At 72.3% G+C, this 22291-nt stretch carries 16 protein-coding genes; 7 read left to right on the top strand and 9 right to left on the bottom strand.

Features of this window, described 5'->3' with window-relative positions; translation table 11 throughout:
- The first annotated feature begins 154 nt into the window (after positions 1-154).
- From ACFVZW_RS12445 to ACFVZW_RS12430, 4 genes are all read left to right on the top strand, one after another.
- Positions 155-2614, top strand: a complete 2460-nt coding sequence (locus tag ACFVZW_RS12445; RefSeq protein WP_384520135.1) for an MMPL family transporter — start codon at positions 155-157, stop codon at positions 2612-2614.
- 121 nt (positions 2615-2735) lie between these two features.
- A complete protein-coding gene (locus ACFVZW_RS12440; RefSeq protein WP_384520133.1) occupies positions 2736-4322 on the top strand; it encodes a streptophobe family protein in 1587 nt (528 codons plus the stop codon).
- Positions 4323-4401: 79 nt separating this feature from the next.
- The gene (locus tag ACFVZW_RS12435) at positions 4402-5142 is read left to right on the top strand and encodes a response regulator transcription factor (RefSeq protein ID WP_384520202.1); all 741 of its coding nucleotides are present in this window, start codon (positions 4402-4404) and stop codon (positions 5140-5142) included.
- Entirely contained in the window at positions 5139-6692 is a 1554-nt protein-coding gene (locus ACFVZW_RS12430) for a sensor histidine kinase (RefSeq protein ID WP_384520132.1), read from the top strand. Before ACFVZW_RS12435 ends, ACFVZW_RS12430 begins: the two co-directional genes overlap by 4 nt.
- Positions 6693-6719: 27 nt before the next feature.
- On the opposite strand, the gene meaB is transcribed toward ACFVZW_RS12430, so the two are convergent.
- The 6 genes from meaB to aceA all read right to left on the bottom strand — a co-directional run bounded on the left by meaB (position 6720) and on the right by aceA (position 15789).
- The gene (gene meaB, locus ACFVZW_RS12425) at positions 6720-7721 is read right to left on the bottom strand and encodes a methylmalonyl Co-A mutase-associated GTPase MeaB (RefSeq protein WP_384520131.1); all 1002 of its coding nucleotides are present in this window, start codon (positions 7719-7721) and stop codon (positions 6720-6722) included.
- Positions 7718-9895 carry a methylmalonyl-CoA mutase gene (gene scpA / locus ACFVZW_RS12420; RefSeq protein WP_384520129.1) on the bottom strand — a complete coding sequence of 726 codons (2178 nt, stop codon included), beginning with the start codon at positions 9893-9895 and terminating at the stop codon, positions 7718-7720. The genes meaB and scpA overlap by 4 nt, the downstream gene beginning before the upstream one ends.
- On the bottom strand, positions 9895-11703 hold the full coding sequence (locus ACFVZW_RS12415) for a methylmalonyl-CoA mutase family protein (protein WP_384520127.1): 1809 nt from the start codon (positions 11701-11703) through the stop codon (positions 9895-9897). Before ACFVZW_RS12415 ends, scpA begins: the two co-directional genes overlap by 1 nt.
- Before the next feature lie 234 nt (positions 11704-11937).
- Positions 11938-12816 (bottom strand): 3-hydroxybutyryl-CoA dehydrogenase, encoded by an 879-nt coding sequence (locus tag ACFVZW_RS12410; protein ID WP_384520125.1) that lies wholly within the window; start codon positions 12814-12816, stop codon positions 11938-11940.
- On the bottom strand, positions 12813-14405 hold the full coding sequence (gene aceB / locus ACFVZW_RS12405; RefSeq protein ID WP_384520123.1) for a malate synthase A: 1593 nt from the start codon (positions 14403-14405) through the stop codon (positions 12813-12815). The genes ACFVZW_RS12410 and aceB overlap by 4 nt, the downstream gene beginning before the upstream one ends.
- 97 nt (positions 14406-14502) lie before the next feature.
- Entirely contained in the window at positions 14503-15789 is a 1287-nt protein-coding gene (gene aceA / locus ACFVZW_RS12400; RefSeq protein ID WP_384520121.1) for an isocitrate lyase, read from the bottom strand.
- Positions 15790-16179: 390 nt separating this feature from the next.
- Here aceA and ACFVZW_RS12395 point away from each other — a divergent pair, with 390 nt between their 5' ends.
- Both ACFVZW_RS12395 and ACFVZW_RS12390 read left to right on the top strand, forming a co-directional pair.
- The gene (locus ACFVZW_RS12395) at positions 16180-17583 is read left to right on the top strand and encodes a short-chain fatty acyl-CoA regulator family protein (protein WP_384520119.1); all 1404 of its coding nucleotides are present in this window, start codon (positions 16180-16182) and stop codon (positions 17581-17583) included.
- 51 nt (positions 17584-17634) lie between these two features.
- Positions 17635-18027 (top strand): nuclear transport factor 2 family protein, encoded by a 393-nt coding sequence (locus tag ACFVZW_RS12390; RefSeq protein ID WP_384520118.1) that lies wholly within the window; start codon positions 17635-17637, stop codon positions 18025-18027.
- Positions 18028-18069: 42 nt separating this feature from the next.
- Here the strand turns inward: ACFVZW_RS12390 and ACFVZW_RS12385 are convergent, their stop codons facing one another.
- The gene (locus tag ACFVZW_RS12385) at positions 18070-18765 is read right to left on the bottom strand and encodes a type 1 glutamine amidotransferase domain-containing protein (protein ID WP_384520116.1); all 696 of its coding nucleotides are present in this window, start codon (positions 18763-18765) and stop codon (positions 18070-18072) included.
- Between the two features lie 236 nt (positions 18766-19001).
- A complete protein-coding gene (locus ACFVZW_RS12380; RefSeq protein ID WP_384520115.1) occupies positions 19002-19991 on the bottom strand; it encodes a GlxA family transcriptional regulator in 990 nt (329 codons plus the stop codon).
- 69 nt (positions 19992-20060) lie between these two features.
- On the opposite strand from ACFVZW_RS12380, the gene ACFVZW_RS12375 reads away from it, so the two are divergent.
- Positions 20061-21035, top strand: a complete 975-nt coding sequence (locus tag ACFVZW_RS12375; RefSeq protein WP_384520114.1) for an NADP-dependent oxidoreductase — start codon at positions 20061-20063, stop codon at positions 21033-21035.
- Positions 21036-21267: 232 nt separating this feature from the next.
- Here the strand turns inward: ACFVZW_RS12375 and ACFVZW_RS12370 are convergent, their stop codons facing one another.
- The gene (locus ACFVZW_RS12370) at positions 21268-22020 is read right to left on the bottom strand and encodes a helix-turn-helix domain-containing protein (RefSeq protein ID WP_384520112.1); all 753 of its coding nucleotides are present in this window, start codon (positions 22018-22020) and stop codon (positions 21268-21270) included.
- Positions 22021-22291 lie beyond the last annotated feature (271 nt).

Below are 22291 nucleotides of genomic sequence, written 5' to 3'. Positions count from 1 at the left end.
GGCGGCGGTATGTCCGGTTGGTGCTGCTTCCGGCAGGGGGCGGGCGGTCCGAGCTCTCAGAAAGCTCCCAGGATCTCTCCGGGTGCGGTCAGGGAGGGCTGACAGCGTCGGTGCCGTGTTCCGACGAGCCCCGACCCGACTTGGAGCCCCTGCTGTGGCCACCTTCCTGCGCGGCCTCGGCCGCTTCTCCTTCCGAAGGCGCCGGCTGGTCGCCTTGCTGTGGGTCGTCCTGCTCGTGGGGACGGGCGTGCTGGCCGGGCGGGCGCCCGCCCCGCCGCCGAACGACTTCTCCATGCCCGGTACGGAGGCGCAGCAGGCGTACGACCTGCTGGACGAGCGCTTCCCGCAGCTGAACGCCGACGGTGCGACCGCCCGCGTGGTGTTCCGGGCGGAGCACGGCAAGGTCACCGACCCCGAGGCGAGGAAGGCGATCGGGGAGACGGTCCGAGCGCTCGGGAACGATCCGCGGGTCGCGCGGGTCACCGACCCGTTCGCCGCGCGATCGGTGAGCGTGGACGGCACCACCGCCTACGCGCAGGTCTCCTACCCCGTGCCCGCGTCGGAGCTCGAAGAGGGCTCCCGCACCGCGCTGCGGGACACCGTCGAGCAGGCGGGCTCGGGGGAGTTGACCGTCGAGGTCGGCGGCAACGCCGTCAACGCGGTGGTCGACGGGCACTCCTCGGAGGCCGTGGGCCTGGCGGTGGCCGCCGTCGTGCTCGTCATCACCTTCGGCTCGCTCCTGGCGGCCGGACTGCCGCTGTTCACCGCCGTACTGGGAGTGGGGATCGGCGGGTTGGCGATCCGGGTGCTGGCGGATCCGCTCGGTCTGGGGTCGACGACATCGGGTCTCGCCACCATGATCGGACTGGCCGTCGGCATCGACTACGCCCTGTTCGTCGTCTCCCGTTACCGCGCCGAACTCGCCCGTGGCCGGGACCGTGAGGAGGCGGCCGGGCACGCGGTCGGCACGGCGGGGTCGGCCGTGGTGTTCGCCGGACTGACCGTGGTGATCGCGCTCGCGGGGCTGTGCGTGGTCGGTATCCCGCTGCTGACGCAGATGGGCCTCGCCGCGGCCGGCACGGTCGTCATCGCGGTGCTGATCGCCGTCACCCTCATTCCCGCACTGCTCGGGATCTGCGGCCGGCACATGGGCCCGGCGCGACCGCGGCGGTGGGGGAAGGACGCGGGCAGGGGGACGGACGCGCGGCTGCGGAGTGACGCGGGCCGGGGGACGGACGCGGATCGGGGGAAGGACGCGGGGTTGCGGAGTGGCGCGGGCCGGGGGAGTCACGCGGGCTCGGGGGGCGACTCGGCCTCGGGGGGTGGCGCGGGCTCGGGGGGCGACTCGGCCTCGGGGGGTGGCGCGGGCTCGGGGGGCGACTCGGGCTCGGGGGGTGGCGCGGGCGGTCCTTCGTCGGCCGGGATGGGGGTGCGCTGGGCCCGGTTCGTCGTTCGGCGGCCCGTCGCCGTGCTCCTCGGCGGCGTCGCCCTGCTCGGCGTGCTCGCCATCCCCGCCGGCTCCCTGGAGATGGGGCTGCCCGGCGACGAGAGCAAGTCGGTGTCGACGACCGAGCGCCGTGCCTACGACCTGATCGCCGAGGGCTTCGGCCCTGGCTTCAACGGCCCGCTGACGGTGGTCGTCCAGGCCGACGGCGGCGGCGGCGCCCAGGCGGCCGCGAAGAGCGTCGCCGAGCGGATCCGCGGCAGGCAGGACGTCGCCGCCGTCGGGCAGCCGAGGCTGAGCCAGTCCGGAGACACCGCCGTACTCAACGTCGTCCCGGCCACCTCACCGGCCGGCGCCGAGACGGCCGAGCTCGTGCACGCGCTGCGCGACCCGGCGCTCGCGAGCGGGAGCGACGCCCGCGTCCTGGTCGCCGGCACGACGGCGATGAACGTGGACGTCTCGCAGAAGCTGTCCGACGCCCTGATCCCGTACCTCGCACTCGTCGTCGGTCTGGCGTTCCTGCTGCTGATCGTCGTCTTCCGGTCCCTCCTCGTGCCGCTCAAGGCGGCACTGGGCTTCCTCCTCTCGGTCCTTGCCGGGCTCGGCGCGGTGGTCGCGGTCTTCCAGTGGGGCTGGTCGGCGTCCGTCTTCGGCGTCGCGGAAGCGGGGCCGGTGATGTCGGTGATGCCGATCTTCATGGTCGGCGTGGTCTTCGGACTCGCCATGGACTACGAGGTGTTCCTGGTGACCCGGATGCGCGAGGCGTACGTGCACGGGCAGTCGCCGTCGGACTCCGTCATCAGCGGGTTCGAGCACAGCGCGCGAGTGGTGACCGCCGCGGCCGTGATCATGATCTCGGTGTTCGCCGCCTTCATCGGCTCCGACGAGCAGATGCTCAAGACGGTCGGCTTCGGGCTCGCCGCGGCCGTCCTCTTCGACGCGTTCGTCGTCCGCATGGCACTCGTACCGGCCGTCCTGGCCCTGCTCGGCCGGCGCGCCTGGCACCTGCCCGGGTGGCTGGACCGACTCGTCCCCGACCTCGACATCGAAGGCGAACGGCTCGAACGCGCTCCGCGCGAGGCGACGGGCACGGCGATCGCGCCTGGTGTCGGCCCGGACCCCGCCGTCGAGACCGCGGGAAGCGGCGGCGGCCGCCCCTCCGGCAGCTGAGCCGTCCCCGCCCGGCCGGCGCCGGAGCGCCTTGGCCGCCCGGGCGTACGCGATACACAGTCCCCGCTCCGCCCGCCGCGAGACCGCCCGCCCCGAACGCCTCCAAACAAGGAGCCCGCCCATGTCCGCAGCCCAGCCGCCGCACTCCGCTCCTCCCGTCACACCGTGGCGCCACGCCCTCGAAGGGGCGCTCTCCGTCGCGATCGCCTTCGGGGTCATGGCCGCCGCGGCATGGGCGGCACTGGCCCTCCTCGGCGCCGACGCCGTCGCGCCGGTCTCCCGCCTGGTGCCGACGGTCGTGAGCATGGCCGTCGGCGGCGACGTCACCCTGGAGTCGGCGACCTCCGCCGAGGCCGGGGCAGCCGACGGAGGCGGCCTCGGCGGGCTGCTCGCGGTCCTCGGCGGGGGTCTCGATCTCGGTCTGACCGGCGAGGCGGCGATGACCCCGCTGACGCTGACCTTCCTCGGCATCGCCGTCCTCGCGACCGTCTTCTTCCGGCCCCTGTACCGGCGGCCGCGGCCCGCCCCCGCGATGCTGTGGGCCCGGTGCGGCGGCGCACTCGCGATCGCGGCGGTGGCCCTCCCGCTCCTGGCCGCCATGGCTCATGGCAGGGCACGGCTGCCCGAGAGCGTGACGGAACGCTTCGGCGAAGGCCCCTCGTCCGGGGCGTTCAGCCGATTCACCGGCGGCGGTGAAGGTGACCTCGTCTCGGGGCTGTTCTCGGTCACCTTCGAGACCGACACCGCCGCGACCGTCTTCTTCGGCCTGCTGGGGGTGGCCGTCGTCCTCGCCGTCGGCTGCTTCGCGGCGCGCCGTACGACGCTGCCGCGGTTCATCGCCCTGGGCGGACCGCGGCGGAAGTGGAACGCCGTCACCTCCACCCTGACCGGGACGGCGGCCGTGCTGTGCTGCGCGGTCCTGACCGTCGCACTCGTGGCCGGCGCCGCTGCCCTGACCGGCCGTGAGCAGGCCGCCGAGGCGGCGGGGATCCTGCTGCTCATCGGCCCCAACCTCGTCGCCGTGCTGCTCACGTCCGGCCTCGGCACGTCCTGGGAGGCCGGTGTGCACCGCCTGCAGCCCGAGGACGGCGGGCTGCTGGGCATGATCGGCGCCGGAGCCCGGGGCGACACGGCGGACGCGGACAGGTCCGTGGACGTCGGCGGCTGGTCGGGCGCCGGTGTTCCGGTGTGGCTGATCGCCCTGCTGCTCATGCTGCTCCTGCTGGTGGTCGCCGGGTACGTCGCCGCCGCCCGCACCCCGGCGCGCACCCCGCGGGAGGACTCCGACTCCCTGCTCGGCCGCCACGCGGAGACCGCCGTGCGCATGGGCCTCGCGGTCGGCGTCTTGGCGCTGGTGCTTCCACTGGTGGCGCGGGGGTCGCTGCGGATCGGCATCAGCGTCATGGACAGCGAGCTGGGTGGCGTCGCCGCCGGCCTGGACGCAAGTCCCGGGCTGTCCGCGCTCGCCGGAACCGTTCTGGGCGCCCTCGCCGCGTACGGCGGCAGCCGCCTGCACGGCCGGCGGGCCCGGGGCCGTAACAGCGCCGCGCGGACACCAGGCGCCGTGCCCCGGCGCCCGACCGGATCGGCCCTCGCCCGGTCCAGGTCCGCGCCCACGCGCACGCGCACGTCCACGTCCGCGCCCACGCGCACGTCCGCGCCCACGCCCAGGTCCGCGTCCAGGGTCCCGTCCGACTCGGCCGGGTGAAACCCCGTGTGATTCTCTGAGGGGCCCTGTCAGCCCCCAGCCCCGTCAGCCCATGTCCGTGAAGGAGGAGATCCACACCATGGCGGCACCGACACCTCCCTCCCGCACCGTGGGGCGCCCGGACCATCTGCTCGTCGTCGACGACGAACCCACCGTCCGGGAACTGCTGCGCACCGCGCTGCGCTACGCCGGCTTCGACGTCGACGCCGCCGCCACCGGCCGGGAAGCCCTCGACCTGGCAGCCGGGCGCACCCCCGATCTCGTCCTGCTCGACGTCATGCTCCCCGACATGGACGGCTTCGAGGTGATCCGCCGGCTGCGCGCCCAGCCCCGCTCGCCCCGGCTCGGGCGGGGCGGCGACGTGCCGGTCCTCTTCGTCACCGCGCGCGACGACCGCCAGGACCGGCTGCACGGACTGCGCCTCGGTGGCGACGACTACGTCACCAAGCCCTTCGACCTCGAAGAGCTGATAGCTCGGATCCACGCGGTGCTGCGGCGCACCAGGGGCGAGCAGCCCGCCCGGATCACCGTCGGCGACCTGGCACTCGAACCCGACAGCCATCACGTCACCCGGGCGGGCCGGACCGTGCGGCTGTCCCCGACCGAGTTCCGCCTCCTGCACTTCCTGGTCGCCAACGCGGAACGGACCATGACGAAGAATCAGATCCTGCACAGCGTGTGGGAGTACGACTTCGGCGGCGACCCCAGCATCGTCGACACGTACATCAGCTACCTCCGCCGCAAGGTCGACACCGGCGAGCCCAAGCTCATCCACACCATCCGGGGCGTCGGTTACGTGATCCGCGAGCCCCGGCCGTGAGGCGCCGCATACCTCGGCTGTCCGGGCACCGGCCGAGCCGGCTGTCGCTCCGCACCCGTCTGTTGTGCCTGTCCATCGCCCTGGTCGCCGTCGGCCTCCTCGGTACGGGCATGTTCGTCACCACGGCCCTGCATGCCCACCTCCAGGACCGGGTCGACGACCGGCTCGTCCTGACCAGCCAGATCGCGGCCCGCCTCTCACCGCCGTCCGGCACCGACACCCCACCGGGCGTGCAGGCCCTCAGCGTGCTCGGGGCCACGACCGTGACCTACCTGGACGCCGACGGGGCCACGCGGCGGTCGTTCGAGACGAGCACCGCGCTCCCGGGCGGCGGTCCCGTCCTTCCCGCCCTCGACCGCGCGGAGGTCCTCGCCCAGGGCGGCCGCCCCTTCACCGTGCCCGCGCACGACGGCGACCACAGCTGGCGGGTCATCGCCGTCACCCAGCCCGCCCAGGTCTTCCCGCCCGGGCGCTCCGAGGCCCGGGGCAGCGTCCTCGTGGCCACCTCCCTCGACGAGGTCGACCGTACGATCGCCGAGACCCGGAACCTCTCGCTGACGGTGGGGGCCGCCCTGCTCGCGGTCCTGGCCGTGGCCGGCCGGTTCGCCGTCCGCTCCGGGCTGCGGCCCCTGACCCGTATCGAGGAGACCGCGACGGCCATCACCGCCGGCGACTACTCCCACCGCGTCCCCGAACTGGCCGCGCCCCACACCGAGGTGGGGCGCCTCACCGACTGCCTGAACCAGATGCTCGGCCGGATCGACACGGCCTTCCAGGCCCGCGCGGAGGCCGAAGCGAGAACGCGGCGCTTCTTCGCCGACGCGAGCCACGAACTCCGCACGCCCCTCGTCGGCATCAAGGGCTACACCGACCTCTACCGCATGGGGGCCCTGCCCACCCGCGAGGACGTCGACCAGACCATGACGCGGATCGCCGCGGAGTCCGAACGCCTCACCCGGCTCGTCGAGGAGATGCTCCTCCTCGCCCGCCTCGACGAGGACACCCACCCGGGCACCGACGCCGACCGGGGACCCGCCTTCGCTCTCGACCTCGCCCCCATGGACCTGCGCACCCTGGCCGCCGACGCCCTCCACGACGTACGCGCCCTGGACACGACCCGGCCGGTGACCCTGACCGGCCCCGGTGGCGGAAAGCCGTCCACCGCCCCCGCCGTCGCCGACGAGGCCCGGCTCCGGCAGGTCGTCACCAACCTCATCGGCAACGCCGTCACGCACACCCCCGCGGGCACCCCGATCCGTATCGGCGTCGGCACCGCGGGCACCCACGCCGTCCTCGAAGTCGCCGACGAGGGCCCCGGCCTCACCCCCGCCGAACGCGACCGGGTCTTCGACCGCTTCTACCGCGCCGACGACTCCCGCACCCGCACCACCGGCGGCACCGGCCTCGGCCTCGCCATCGCGCAAGCCCTCGTCACCGCCCACGGCGGCCGCATCACCCTCGACACCACCCCGGGCGAAGGCAGCACCTTCCGCATCCAACTCCCCCTCCCCGACCCGCCGCACGGTGGCGGCGGCGACGGGATGACGTAAGGACCCAGCTCCTCGCCCGGCTCCCGGTCAGACGTCCTCCGGGGCGGGCCCTCCCGCGGTCTCGAACGCGCGCAGGATGCGTTCCGCGGCGAGGGTGGCCGTCAACTGGCCGTTTCTGACCTGCTGTTCGAGGGCGGGGGCCAGGGCGCGGACGGACGGGTCCGCGTGGAGGCGGCCCAGGAGGTCGTCGCGGACCATCGTCCACGTCCAGTCGACCTGCTGGTCGCGGCGGCGCGCGGCGAGGCTGCCGGTCGAGTCCAGCAGCATGCGGTGCTGTTCGAGGCGCTCCCAGACGGTGTCCAGGCCGGACGACTCACGGGCGCTGCAGTGCAGGACGGGGGGTGACCAGGCGGCGTCCCTGCTCTGCATCAGCCGCAGCGCGCCCGACAGCTCACGCGCGGCCGCGCGGGCGTCCCGTTCGTGGGGGCCGTCCGCCTTGTTGACGGCGACCACGTCCGCCAGCTCCAGGACGCCCTTCTTGATGCCCTGCAGCTGGTCACCCGTCCGTGCGAGCGTGAGCAGCAGGAACGAGTCGACCATGTTGGCGACGGCGGTCTCGGACTGGCCGACGCCGACGGTCTCGACGAGGATCACGTCGTAGCCCGCCGCCTCCATCACCAGGATCGACTCGCGCGTCGCCTTGGCGACCCCGCCCAGCGTTCCCGCCGTGGGGGAGGGCCGGACGAAGGCCGCCGGATCCACGGCGAGACGCTCCATGCGTGTCTTGTCGCCCAGGATCGAGCCACCCGTCCGGCTCGACGAGGGGTCGACGGCGAGGACGGCGACCCGGTGGCCGAGGCCGGTCAGCATCGTGCCGAACGCGTCGATGAACGTCGACTTCCCGACCCCCGGCACACCGCTGATCCCGATCCGGCGCGCCTTCCCGCTGTGCGGAAGCAGCTCGGTCAGCAACCGCTGGGCCAGAGCCCGGTGCTGGGGGCGGGTGGACTCGACGAGCGTGATGGCGCGGGCCACGATCGCCCGCTTCCCGTCGAGTACACCCTTCACATACGCGTCGACGTCGATCACAGCTCGTGCCCGAGGCCGGTCGACAGCCGCCGCACCAGGTCGTGCGCCGCGTCCGGAATCACCGTCCCGGGCGGGAACACGGCCGCCGCGCCCATCTCGAGGAGGGTGGGGACGTCAGCCGGCGGGATGACACCGCCCACCACGATCATGATGTCCTCGCGGCCCTCCGCGGCCAGTTCCTGCCGCAGCGCCGGCACGAGGGTCAGGTGACCGGCCGCCAGCGACGAGACGCCCACGATGTGCACGTCCGCCTCGACGGCCTGGCGCGCGACCTCGGCCGGCGTCTGGAACAGCGGGCCGACGTCCACGTCGAAGCCCAGGTCGGCGAAGGCGGTGGCGATCACCTTCTGGCCGCGGTCGTGGCCGTCCTGGCCCATCTTGGCGACCAGGATGCGCGGACGGCGGCCCTCCTCCTCGGCGAAGGCGTTCACGAGGGCACGGGTGCGCTCCACGGACGGGGAGTCGCCGGCTTCGTTGCGGTACACGCCGGAGATCGTACGGATCTGGCTCGCGTGCCGCCCGTACACCTTCTCCAGGGCGTCGGAGATCTCACCGACCGTCGCCTTCGCGCGGGCCGCGTCCACCGCCAGCGCGAGCAGGTTGCCGTCGCCGCGGTCCGCCGCGTTCGTCAGCGCGCGCAGCGCGTCCTGGGTGACCGCCTCGTCGCGCTCCTCCCGCAGCCGCCGCAGCTTGGCGATCTGCTGGGAGCGCACGGAGGAGTTGTCGACCTTGAGCACGTCGATCTGCTCGTCGGCGTCGACCCGGTACTTGTTCACGCCGATGACCGGCTGCCGCCCGGAGTCGATGCGGGCCTGGGTGCGGGCCGCGGCCTCCTCCACCCGCAGCTTGGGGATGCCGGCGTCGATGGCCTGCGCCATGCCGCCCGCCTGCTCGACCTCCTGGATGTGCTGCCAGGCGCGGCGAGCCAGGTCGTAGGTCAGCTTCTCCACGTAGGCGCTGCCGCCCCACGGATCGATCGCCCGGGTCGTGCCCGACTCCTGCTGGATCAGCAGCTGGGTGTTGCGGGCGATCCGCGCCGAGAAGTCGGTGGGCAGGGCGAGCGCCTCGTCGAGGGCGTTGGTGTGCAGCGACTGGGTGTGGCCCTGGGTGGCCGCCATCGCCTCGACGCACGTACGCGTCACGTTGTTGAAGACGTCCTGCGCCGTCAGCGACCAGCCGGAGGTCTGCGAATGGGTGCGCAGGGAGAGGGACTTGGCGTTCTGCGGGTCGAACTGCTTGACCAGCTTCGCCCACAGCAGCCGGGCCGCCCGCATCTTGGCGATCTCCATGAAGAAGTTCATGCCGATGGCCCAGAAGAAGGAGAGCCGGGGGGCGAACGCGTCCACGTCCAGGCCCGCTTCCCGCCCCGCCCGGATGTACTCCACGCCGTCCGCGAGCGTGTAGGCCAGCTCCAGGTCGGCCGTCGCACCCGCCTCCTGGATGTGGTACCCGGAGATGGAGATGGAGTTGTAGCGCGGCATCCGCTGCGAGGTGTAGGCGAAGATGTCGGAGATGATCCGCATCGACGGCTTCGGCGGATAGATGTAGGTGTTGCGGACCATGAACTCCTTGAGGATGTCGTTCTGAATGGTCCCGGCCAGCTTCTCGGGCGGCACGCCCTGCTCCTCGGCCGCCACGATGTACAGCGCGAGTACGGGCAGTACGGCGCCGTTCATCGTCATCGACACGGTCATCCTGTCCAGCGGGATGCCGTCGAAGAGCTGGCGCATGTCGTAGATCGAGTCGATGGCCACACCCGCCATGCCGACGTCGCCGGTCACGCGCGGGTGGTCGCTGTCGTAGCCGCGGTGGGTCGGCAGGTCGAAGGCGACCGACAGGCCCTTCTGGCCCGCCGCCAGGTTGCGCCGGTAGAACGCGTTGGACTCCTCGGCGGTGGAGAAGCCCGCGTACTGACGGATCGTCCAGGGCTGGTTGACGTACATCGTCGGGTACGGGCCTCGCAGATACGGGGCCGTGCCCGGATACGTCTCCAGGAAGTCCAGGCCCTCCAGGTCCTGCCCGGTGTAGAGCGGCTTGACCGCGATGCCCTCCGGGGTCTCCCAGAGCAGGTCGTCACCGCCCGAGGCCTTCTTGACGGCCGACCGCCACTCGTCGGCGCCGGCGTCGGCGGCCGGGGTCCCCAGCTCGATCGCGGAGAAATCGGGGATGGACATCAGGACACTCCCATGCGGTCGAGCGTGGCGGAGAGTACGGCGACGGCATCGCAGCCGGCGAAGACGAAGGCGTCGACACCGGCGTACTCGGCGGGCCGTCCGGCGAGGAACACATGCCCGGCGCCGCTCGCCCGGAGCTCCTGCGCGCGGGCCGCGGCCTGCTCCTCGTAGAGCGCGTCGCTGGAGCAGAGGCAGGCCTCGCTCGCGCCGCTCTCCTCGAAGGTGCCCTCCGTGACGGGCTCGATGCCGCCCGCCTGGAAGAAGTTGGCGGCGAACGTGGACCGCGCCGTGTGCGCCGCGGCCGGGCCGATGGCGGAGAGGAAGATCCGCGGCCGGGTTCCCGTCGCGGCGAGGTGGGCGTCGGAGCGGGCGCGCAGCACCTCGTACGCGTCGTCACGGCGCACGCGAGGCAGGCCGCCGGACGGCGGTTCGGGCGCGGGCTCGCGGACGACCGGGTTCTCGGTGAGGTGCGGGAACTCGCTGACGCCGGTGATGGGTTCGCGCCGCTTGGCGAGCTTCGTGCTGCGGGCCGACCAGGTCTCGGCGAGCCGGTCGCGGATCGTTCCGGACCGCAGCGCGGCGGCCTGACCGCCCGCACGCTCGATGGTCCGGAAGAACTCCCAGCCGGCCTCGGCGAGTTCGTCCGTGAGGCGCTCCACGTACCAGGAGCCGCCCGCCGGGTCGATCACCCGGGACAGGTGGGACTCCTCGATCAGGATCGTCGAGGTGTTGCGGGCGATGCGTCGGGCGAACGCGTCGGGCAGTCCGAGCGCGTGGTCGAACGGCAAAACGGTGACCGAATCGGCTCCGCCCACCCCGGCGGCCAGGGTGGCGATGGTCGTGCGCAGCATGTTCACCCAGGGGTCGCGGCGCGTCATCATCACCGGCGAGGTGACCACGTGCTGGATCTGCGCGCCCGCGCCGCTCGCTCCGGACACCTCGGCGACCCGGGCCCACAGCCGGCGCGCCGCTCGCAGCTTGGCGATGGTGAGGAACTGGTCGGCGGTGGCCGCGTAGCGGAACTCCAGCTGCCCGCAGGCCTGCTCGACGCTCAGACCCGCGTCGGTGAGCTGCCGCAGATACGCGACGCCCGTCGCCAGCGAGCAGCCCAGCTCCTGTGCGGCCGAACCGCCGGCCTCGTGGTACGGCAGCGCGTCCACGGTGAGCGCCCGCAGCCCCGGGTACTCCTCGGCGCACCGCCGCGCGAGTCGGGCCGCGGGCGCGAAGTCCGACGCCTGCCCCGTACGGGCCTCGAGGCCGAGCGGGTCGGCGCCCAGGTTGCCGCGCGCGGCCTCGTTGGCGACGCCACGCTCCGCGTACAGGCGCAGCAGCTCGTCGGCGGCGTCCTCGACCTCGTGGCCGGCTTCGAGGACGACGGGGGCGAGGTCGAGGTAGACGCCGTCGAGGACGGAGCCGAGCGAGGCCGTCGGGATGCCGCCCTCGCCGACGACCAGCCAGAGCGAGGTGACGCCGTTCTCCAGGTCCGCGAGCACCGTCGGGCCGTCCGCGGCCGTGTGGCGCTGGCGTACGTCCCAGCCGCCCTGGGTGTTCCCTTCGGGCCTGCTGCCCCGGACGAAGGGGGCGAAGCCGGGGAATCCGGGCTCGGGTGCGGTGTCGTCGGCCGCGTAGAGCGGGCGGACGCGAAGCCCGTCCTCCAGCAGGGTGGAGAGGGCGTCCTCGGCGGCCGTGCCTTCTACCTCCTTGCCCGACTTGCGCAGCACACCTGCCACAAGGTGCTGCCACTGCTCACGGGTCGCGTCGGAGAATTCGGCGGCGAGGGCAAGCCCGTCGTCGGGAAGGACTGTCATGCTCGGATGCTAGGTCAGGTGGCTAAAGGACCAGCAGGGCGCAAGGCTGTGACCTTGCCCTCCTTGAACCACCGGGGCAATCCGTTCTATGCCGCATGTGACCCGTCGGCGCGTTCGTGCGGGAGGACGGCCCGGACCGATACCACGGTGGGGGCGCGACCGCACCGCGAGTCGCACCCCCACCGTTCCTTCGGCTGCCGGGCTCCCTCGGCCCGGGCGGCTGACCAGGACCCCTCAGTCCCGGTCGTACGTGTGGAACCCGCGACCGCTCTTGCGGCCGAGCAGCCCCGCCTGCACCATCCGCTGGAGCAGCGGGGGCGGGGCGTAGAGCGGTTCCTTGAACTCCTCGTACAGCGACTCGGCGATCGCGGCGACGGTGTCGAGGCCGATCAGATCGGCCAGCTTCAACGGGCCCATCGGGTGGGCGCAGCCCAGCACCATGCCGGCGTCGATGTCGCTCGCCGTCGCGAACCCGGACTCGGCCATCCGGACCGCCGCGAGGAGGTACGGCACGAGCAGGGCGTTGACGACGAAGCCGGAGCGGTCCTGGGAGCGGATCGCGGTCTTCCCGAGGGCGTCGCGCACGAAGCTCTCGACCCGTGCGGTGGTCTCCGGCGTGGTGTGGAGCGAGGGGACGATCTCCACGAGGGGCAGCACCGGCACGGGGTTGAAGAAGTGCACGCCCACGACCCGGTCGGCGCGGTGGGTGGCCATGCCCAGCCGCATGATCGGGACGGCCGAGGTGTTGCTGGCGAGGATCGCCTCCGGGTCCGCCACGATCTTGTCGAGAGCGGCGAAGATCCCGGTCTTCGCCTCGGCGTCCTCGACGACGGCCTCGACGACCAGCTGCCGGTCGGCGAGATCGTCGAGATCGCCGGTGAAGAGGAGACGCGCCAGGGCGTCCTCGGCGGAGACCCGGTCGAGCCTGCCGCGCCGGACGGCGCGGTCGAGGGAGACGGCGACGCGTTCGCGGGCCGCGCGGGCGGCCTCGGCATCGGCCTCGCAGACGACGGTGTCGAGGCCGGCGCGGGCGCAGACCTCCGCGATGCCCGCCCCCATCTGCCCGCCGCCGACGATCCCCACGCGCCGGATGTCCCGGCTGTCCCCGCTCATGCCGCGGACTCCGTCCGTCGCACGAGGTGACGGGAGTAGGCGTCCGGGGTGAAGAAGAGCGGCAGCTCGGGCGCGAGCGTGGTCCTCGCGAACAGCTCGCGCACCTCGTCGAGGGCCGCCCATGGGTACTCCGCGCCGAGCTTTGCCAGCTCCTCGTCCAGAATGTCCAGCACGCTTGCGCGGTCGATCGCCTGGTGCCTCAGCCACTGCCAGACCTGGACCCGCGCGATCTCGGCGGTGGCGGCGTCCTCCATCAGCCCGTACAGCGCCACGGCTCCCTGCCCGCGCAGCCAGGCGTCGAAGTAGCGCAGGGCGACGGCGATGTTGGTGCGCACGCCGTCCTCGGTCGGCGGGCCGCTGATCCGCCGGACCGAGAGCAGGTGGTCCGCGGTCGTCTCCACGTCGTCGCGAGTCCGGTGGATCTGGTCGGGCCGGTCTCCCAGCACGCCGTCGAACACGCCGCGGCAGACCGGGACGAGTCCGGGGTGGGCGACCCAGGATCCGTCGAAGCCGTCCTCGGCCTCGCGTTCCTTGTCGAGACGGACCTTGGCGAGGGCCGCCTCGTTCGCGGCCGGGTCCTTGCTCGGGACCTGGGCGGCCATGCCGCCGATGGCGTGGGCGCCCCGCCGGTGGCAGGTGCGCACCAGGAGTTCGGTGTAGGCGCGCATGAAGGGGGCCGTCATGGTGACCTTGGCCCGGTCGGGGAGGAGGAAGTCGGTGCGGTGGCCGAAGGTCTTGATCAGGCTGAAGAGGTAGTCCCAGCGGCCGGCGTTGAGACCCGCGCTGTGCTCGCGCAGCTCGTAGAGGATCTCCTCCATCTGGAAGGCGGCGGTGATCGTCTCGATGAGGACGGTGGCGCGGACGGTGCCACGGGGGATGCCGAGCAGGTCCTGGGCGAGGACGAACACGTCGTTCCACAGTCGTGCTTCGTAGTGGTTCTCCAGCTTGGGGAGGTAGAAGTACGGGCCGTACCCGGCGTCGATCTGGCGCCGCGCGCAGTGGAAGAAGTACAGACCGAAGTCGACGAGGGAGGCGGGGACCGGGCGGCCGCCGAACTCCAGGTGCTCCTCGTCGAGGTGCCAGCCGCGCGGCCGGACCACGATGGTGGCGGGGTTCTCGCCGAGGCGGTACTCCTTGTCCTCCGGTGTGGCGAAGTCGATGCGGCGCTCGATGGCGTCGAGCAGGGTGAGCTGGCCGCCGATGACGTTGTCCCAGGTGGGGGCGGTGGCGTCCTCGAAGTCGGCCATCCACACCCGGGCGCCGGAGTTGAGGGCGTTGACGGCCATCCGCCGGTCCGGCGGTCCGGTGATCTCGACCCTGCGGTCGGTCAGGCCGGGGGCGGGCGGGGCGACCCGCCAGGACGGGTCGGCGCGCACGGCCGAGGTGGCGACGGGGAAGTCGAGCGGGGAGCCGGTGGCGAGCCGGATGGCCTGCCGACGGCGCTCCTTCAGGAGCCACAGCCGGCGTTCGCCGAAGGCGTCGGCGAGCCGGCCGACGAAGTCCAGGGCGGCGGGGGTGAGGATCTCGTCGTGGCGGTCACCGGGGGCGGCCAGGACACGGACGTGACGGGTCGGGGCGCTGATGGTCATCGAACTCTCCTGAGCTGCGGGTGAACGGGGGCGGGCGGAGACGGTCGCTCGCCCCCGTTCGGCCGGGACACGAACCGGTCGGATGCCGGAGGACGGGCTAGTGGAACTGCTCTTCCTCGGTGGAGCCGGCGAGCGCGGTCGTGGAGGAGGCCGGGTTGACGGCGGTGGAGACCAGGTCGAAGTAGCCGGTGCCGACCTCACGCTGGTGCTTCACGGCGGTGAAGCCCTGCGCCTGGGCGGCGAACTCCCGCTCCTGGAGGTCCACATACGCCGTCATGCCGTGCTCGGCGTAGCCGCGGGCCAGGTCGAACATGCCGTGGTTGAGGGAGTGGAAGCCGGCCAGGGTGATGAACTGGAAGCGGTAGCCCATCGCCCCGAGCTCACGCTGGAACTTGGCGATCTGGTCGTCGTCGAGCGCGGCCTTCCAGTTGAAGGACGGCGAGCAGTTGTACGCGAGCATCTGGTCCGGGTGCTCCGCGTGGATCGCCTCGGCGAACTCGCGGGCCTGCACCAGGTCCGGGGTGCCGGTCTCGACCCAGATGAGGTCGGCGTACGGGGCGTAGGCGAGGCCACGGGCGATGACGGGCGCCATGCCGTTCTGCACGCGGTAGAAGCCCTCGGCGGTGCGCTCCCCGGTCACGAACCGCGCGTCGCGCTCGTCGACGTCGCTGGTCAGCAGGTTCGCGGCGAGGGCGTCCGTGCGGGCGACGATCAGCGTCGGGGTGTCGGCGATGTCCGCCGCGAGCCGGGCCGCGTTCAGGGTGCGGATGTGCTGGGCGGTCGGGACGAGGACCTTGCCGCCGAGGTGGCCGCACTTCTTCTCCGAGGCCAGCTGGTCCTCGTAGTGGATACCGGCCGCACCCGCCGCGATCATCGCCTTGGTCAGCTCGAAGGCGTTCAGCGGGCCGCCGAAGCCGGCCTCGGCGTCGGCCACGATCGGCGCCAGCCAGTCGATGCCGTCCGAGCCGCCCTCGGCGGTGGCGATCTGGTCGGCGCGCAGCAGGGCGTTGTTGATCCGGCGCACCACCTGCGGCACCGAGTTGACCGGGTAGAGGCTCTGGTCGGGGTAGGTGTGGCCGGCCTGGTTGGCGTCGGCGGCCACCTGCCAGCCCGACAGGTAGATCGCCTGGAGCCCGGCCCGCACCTGCTGCACGGCCTGCCCGCCGGTCAGCGCGCCGAGCGCGTGGATGTAGTCACGCTCGTGCAGCTGCCGCCACAGGCGCTCGGCGCCGCGCCGGGCCAGGGTGTGCTCCTCGCGGATGCTGCCGGAGAGCCGGACCACCTCCTCGGCGGTGTAGGTCCGCTCGATCCCGGCCCAGCGGGGGTCCGTTGCCCAGCGCTCGGCCAGCTCCGCCGCCGCAGCCGTCGTGTTCGTCTCTGCCATGACCGTCACCGTCTCCATGAGTCGTTCGAGCGGGCCGTGCACGTCAAATGTGCAAAGCATCGGCACTGTGTGCCGTGGGTGGGAGTGTGCGGCCCGCCGTCCCTCGTGGAACGAGCTGAGCAATCGCGCCGAACCGCCAGCCGGGACCTGCCGGGATCACCGACATCAGGGCATGAATCGCGCCCGGTGGTACCGCCTGGGCCGCCTGGATCGGCGGGCCGCAGGACGACTCTCTCAATGACACCGGGTGCCATCAACGGGGGACGATTGCCAACTTCTGCCAATCTTCGCGCGGCGATCTGCCAAGTCTGCGAAGGTCTTTCGGCATGGATTCCCGCGTAGGCTGACGCGCGTCACGGGGACGGTCCGGGACGGTCCGAAGGAGGCGCTGTGGGCAAGACCTACGCGGGAGCGCGGCTACGACGGCTGCGCGAGGAACGGCGGATGAGCCAGGCCGAGCTGGCCCGGGTGCTCGCCATCTCGCCCAGCTATCTGAACCAGATGGAGCACGACTCACGCCCGCTGACCGTGCCCGTCCTGCTGCGGCTGACCGAGACCTTCGGGGTCGACCCCGGCTTCTTCTCGGAGCGGGACACCAGCCGGCTCGTCGCCGATCTGCGCGAGGCGTTGGCGGGGGAGGTCGACAAGGCCCGGGTGTCCCCCTCCGACCTGGCCGAACTGGCCTCCCGTATGCCGGCCGTCGCGCATGTGCTGCTGGACCTCGGGCGGCGAAGCCAGCAGCTGGCGGAGCGTCTCGCCGGGACCGTCGAAGGCCGCGACGGGGACCTGGGCCCGGACGCTCCGCGCTCCCCGCACGAGGAGATCCGCGAGTTCTTCTACCGCCGCCAGAACTATCTCCACGACATCGACCTCGCCGCCGAGGAGCTGGCCCGCTCGCTCCGCATCCGCCCCGGAGACGTCGTGCGCACGCTCACCGCACGGCTCGCCGAACACCACGGCGTACGCGTCACCACCGACTCGGACCGGCTGCACCACTACGACGACACCGGCCGCGTCCTGCACCTCTCGACCCGCCTGCGCCCCGGGCAGCAGGCCTTCCGCATGGCGACGCAGCTGGCCCTGCTGGAGCAGTCCGCCGAACTGGACCGGCTCGCCGCGGAGGACTTCCCCGCCGGATCCACCCCGCACGCCCTCGCCCGCATCGGGATCGCCAACTACTTCGCCGCGGCCCTCGTCCTCCCGTACCGGGCCTTCCATGCGGCCGCCGAGGAGTTCCGCTACGACATCGAGCGGCTCACCGACCACTTCGGGCTCGGATACGAGACGGTCTGCCACCGCCTGAGCACCCTGCAACGCCCCAGACTGCGCGGGGTTCCGTTCTCCTTCGTCCGGGTCGACAGGGCCGGCAACATGTCCAAGCGCCAGTCCGCCACCGGATTCCACTTCTCCCGCGCCGGCGGTACCTGCCCGCTCTGGAACGTCTACGAGGCCTTCGCCGCCCCCGGCCGCATCCACGTCCAGGTCGCCGCCATGCCCGACGGGCAGCGCTACCTGTGGACCGCCCGCGCCGTCACCCGCCACCGCGGCGGCTGGGGCGAGCCGGGCAAGACCTTCGCCATCGGACTCGGCTGCGAGATCCGCCACGCCTCCCGGCTCGTCTACTCCGACGGCATCGACCTCGCCAATATCGGGGCGGCCACCCCGATCGGCATGGGCTGCCGCCTCTGCGAACGCCTCGACTGCCCCCAGCGCGCGGTCCCTCCTCTGGGCCGCCCGCTGGCGGTGGACGAGAACACCAGCACCTTCGTTCCGTACACGGTGGAGGGCGCCTGACTGGTGTACCCTCCCCCTCACCTATTCAACGAGTTGAGTATGCGAGGGTTCATGCACCCGTTCCGCAAGGCCGTCGAGGACCGTGACCCGTCCGCCGTGGCCGCGCTGCTGGCCGACGACGTCGTCTTCACCAGTCCGGTCGCGTTCAAGCCGTATGCCGGGAAGGCGATCACCGCGGCGATCCTCCGCGGGGTGCTGCGTGTCTTCGAGGACTTCACCTACGTACGCGAGATCGCCAACCCCGACGGACGCGACCACGCCCTCGTCTTCACCGCGACCGTGAACGGCCGTCAGATCCAGGGCTGCGACTTCCTCCACTTCGACGAGGACGGCCGGATCGACGACTTCACCGTCATGGTCCGGCCGCTCTCCGCCGCCCAGGCGCTCGCCGAGGCGATGGGCGCCCAGTTCGACCGGATCGCCCAGGAGGCCGCCGGGGAGTGAGGCGGGGGCGATGCGGATCCCGGGGCGGTCGGTGGGGCCGGGTCAGCCCAGCTTCTTCAGGACCTCGGCCGCGAGCGGGGCGGAGGAGGACGGGTTCTGGCCGGTGACGAGGTTGCGGTCGACGACGATGTTCGGCACCCAGGGCTCGCCGACCTGGACGTCGACGCCCGCCTCGACCAGACGGGTCTCCAGCAGCCACTTGGCCTTGTCGGCGAAGCCGGACTGGGTCTCCTCGGCGTTGGTGAAGGCGGCGACCCGATAGCCGGCGAAGGCGTTCGTGCCGTCGTCCTTCGTGGCGGCGAGGAGCGCCGCCGGGCCGTGGCAGACGACGGCGAGCGGCTTGCCCGAGTCGAGGGCGTCGATCAGGATCCGACCCGAGGTCCGGTCGACGGCGAGGTCCTCCATCGGCCCGTGCCCGCCGGGGTAGAAGACGGCCGCGTAGGCGTCGAGGTCCACGTCCTCCAGGGCGATCGGGCGCTGGAGTTCGGTGAACGAGGCGAGGACGGCGGCCACCCTGTCCGCGCCCTCCTGGCCGCCGTTGAACTCGGGGGCGAAACTGCTCTGGTCGACCGTGGGGACGACCCCGCCGGGAGTGGCGACCACGACCTCGTGGCCGGCGGCCTTGAACGCCTCGTACGGCGCGGCGGCCTCCTCGGCCCAGAAGCCGGAAGGGTGCTTGGTGCCGTCGGCGAGCGTCCAGTGGTCGGCGCCGGTGATCACGAAAAGAATCTTCGACATGGTGGGTCACTCCGAGGTGGCGGGGCCTGAGGCCCGTGGATGGGCACCGCCGCGGGGAGACGCTCCGTGCGTGCTGACGCTCCGGGTTCGGATCGACCGTGCGGCGATGTCCTCGACGCTAAGCCCGCCGCCGACGGGTTTCCAATGGGGAATCCAATGGCCGGCATTGGAACTCCGATGGATTCGAGGGAATACCCTCACACCTTTATCGCCGCGGCTCTGACCTGCGGAGATGCTCACGCAGTCGGCGACAGGCCGCCCCGGAAGGTCCGCCGGTAGGCGAGCGGGGTGACCCCGATGGCGGCATGCAGATGCTGACGCAGCGAGGTCCCCGTCGCGAAGCCGACCTGACCCGCGATGTCGTCCACCGCCAGGTCGGTGGACTCCAGGAGCTGCCGCGCGTGGTCCACGCGCTGCTGGATCAGCCAGCGCCCCGGACTCATGCCCACCTCCTCGTTGAAGCGGCGGGCGAAGGTGCGCAGACTCATCCGGGCGTGGTCGGCGAGCTCCCTCAACGTCAGCGGTTCGTGGAGGTTCTCCAGAGCCCACTGGCGGGTGGCCCACGTCCCGCTCGAGTCCTGCCCCGGCACGGGCTGCACGATGTACTGGGCCTGGCCGCCGTCCCGCCACGGCGGCACGACACAGGCCCGCGCCACCTGGTTGGCGACGGCGGTGCCGTGGTCCTTGCGTACGAGATGCAGGCAGACGTCCACCCCGGAAGCGGCGCCGGCCGAGGTCAGCAGATCGCCGTCGTCGACGAAGAGGACGTCCGGGTCCAGGTCCACCTGGGGGAACCACGACCGGAAGGCGTTCGCGAGCGCCCAGTGCGTGGTGGCCGGCCGCCCGTCGAGGAGCCCCGCCGACGCGAGCACGAAAGCCCCCGTGCAGATGGACACGGTCCGCGCGCCCGGCGGGACGGCGGCGAGCGCATCCGCGACCTCCGGCCGGATTTCCCGTGTGATCTCGGCGGTGTCGAAGGGCGGGAGGACGACCGTGTCCGCCGTACGCAGCGCCTCGGGACCATGCTCCACGGTGACGGAGAAGTCGGAGTTCGTACGCACCGGGCCGCCGTCGACGGAGCAGGTCAGGACCTCGTACAGGTCGCCCGCCGCCCCGAAGACACGGCTCGGGATGCCCAGCTCGAAGGGGTACACCCCGTCCAGGGCGAGGACGACGACGCGATGAGGCGTTGACCCGGCGACGACGGTGGCGCTTTCGCTTCCCATGGCACGATCCTGTCGAAAGATGGCAATCATGCCATGGTACGCCCGGGCCCCGGCCGGGAACCTGGACACATGACGAACAACGCCACCATGCGCGCCATCAGCCAGGACACCCACGGCACCCCCGACGTGCTCAAGGAGGTCCTGATCCCCCGACCCGCCCCCGGCCCCAGCCAGATCCTGGTCGCCGTCCGTGCGGCCGGTGTCAACCCGACCGACTGGAAGCACCGCTCCCAGACGCTGTTCCTCGACCGGATGCCGCTCGTCCTCGGCTGGGACGTCTCCGGCGTCGTCGAGGCCGTCGGCTACGGCGTGACGCTCTTCAAGCCCGGCGACGAGGTCTTCGGCATGTTGCCCTACCCCTACGGGGTCGGCTCCCACGCCGAGTACGTGACCGCCCCCGCCCGGGCCTTCGCCCCCAAGCCCGCCGGCATCGACCACGTGCAGGCCGGAGCCCTCCCGCTCGCCGCACTCACCGCCTACCAGGCCCTCGTCGACACCGCCGCCGTCGCCCCCGGGCAGCGGGTCCTCGTCCACGCGGCCGCCGGCGGCGTCGGCCACCTCGCCGTCCAGATCGCCAAGGCCCGCGGCGCGTACGTGATCGGCACCGCGAGCGAGCCCAAGCACGACTTCGTGCGCTCCCTCGGCGCGGACGAGGTCATCGACTACCGCACCACCGACTTCCGGGACGTCGCCCACGACATCGACGTGGTGCTCGACCCGATGTCGGGGGAGACCCGCGCCCGTTCCCTGGAGGTCCTGCGCCCCGGCGGCGTCCTCGTCTCGCTCCTGCCGCCCACCGACCCCGACGAGGCGCAGAAGGCGGAGGCGCGGGGTGTTCGCGTGGAGACCCTCCTCGTCGAGGCCGACCACGCGGGCATGAGCGCCGTCGCCGACCTCGTGGCGGCGGGCAGCCTGCGGGCCCATGTGGAGGCCACCTTCCCCCTCGCGGAGGCCGCGAAGGCCCACGCCCTCGGCGAGACCGACCGCACCACCGGCAAGATCGTCCTGGTGGTCGGCGAGCCTGAAGGGGCGCGGGCTTCCTAGTCCGTGCTTCAGGAGGCGCGGGCGGCCTGCCACTTGACGGGGTCGCCCGCCCGCCGCGCACACGACGTCACCGTCGGGACCGCCACCGACCGTATTACTCCTCTGGCCGACCCGCCGGTCGAAGTTCCAGGCCGGCCGCGCCCGGACCGGGTGCTGCGCAAGCCCGTTCCGGTGCCGCGGGTCTGCCCGCCGCGCAGCGGCCGCCCGCCCGAACGCGGTGGCTGTCCGTCTCTCAGTGATCCGAGCCTGGTTCGGTGGTGGTGTCCGGGGTCGTCGTCGGCTTGGTGTGGAGTATTTCGCGGGCCTGTTCGGCGGCGCGGAGGGTGCTCTCGGAGACGAAGTCGAGGAAGCGGGCGACGCCCTCCAGGCGGGTGCCGGCCGGGGTGTCGGGGCCGAGGACGCCGACGCCCTGCCGGGCGGTCTCCACGATCTGGGCGGCGGCCCGGGCGCTGGCGATCATCGACTGGTACCAGATGTCGTCGTCGACGACGTAGCGCTCGCGGCGGCGTTCGTCGCGTTCCCGGCGGACCATGCCCTGGCTGTCGAGGAACGCGATCGCCTTGGAGACGGACGCCGGGCTGATCTGGAGGCGCTGGACGAGCTCGGACGCGGTCAGGCTGCCCGTGTCGGTGAGGGTGAGGCAGGCCATCACCCGGGCCATCATCTTGGGCATGCCCGACGCCATCATGACGGTGGTGAACGTCTCTTCGTACGCGCGTACTTCTTCGGCGTCACGCCCGTAAGCCTGCTCGGGCGCCTCCACGCCCCGGGGTGTGGCCCGCCTGCGCCGGTGGGCGCGGTGCTCGGTGGCGCGGTGAGCCAAGTCGGCGCGGTAGGCGGTGGGGCCGCCGTTGCGCATGACCTCGCGCGTGATCGTCGAGGTCGGACGGTCGAGGCGTCTGGCGATCTCCGCGTAGGCGAGGCCGTCGGCCAGTCCCAGCGCGATCTGCTGACGTTCCTGCTGGGTGAGCCTGCCTCCCGGCATCGCGGTCTCCTTCGTGGTCTTTCGTGGCGGTTCCTGATCCCCACCATAGCGTTCATTCCCATCCATTGCAATGATCGGGATGATGGCCGTTGCGTTAAGCTCCAAGCCGTTGCAACACTTTCCCGCTCTCCACCTGCGAAGATGTCGAATCGGTGCAACAGAGCTGTTGTCAGAGAATGGAAAGCAACGTAGCTTTTCCGTCATCGGAAACAACGGCTCAAGGAGAGCATGATGCAGAACTTCGACACCCCCGCCCCGGTCACCACCGTCC

Source organism: Streptomyces sp. NPDC059567, from assembly GCF_042735655.1.
Lineage (GTDB): Bacteria > Actinomycetota > Actinomycetes > Streptomycetales > Streptomycetaceae > Streptomyces.
Note: the sequence above shows the minus strand (reverse complement) of the source record. Positions and strands in the feature narration are given on the sequence as shown.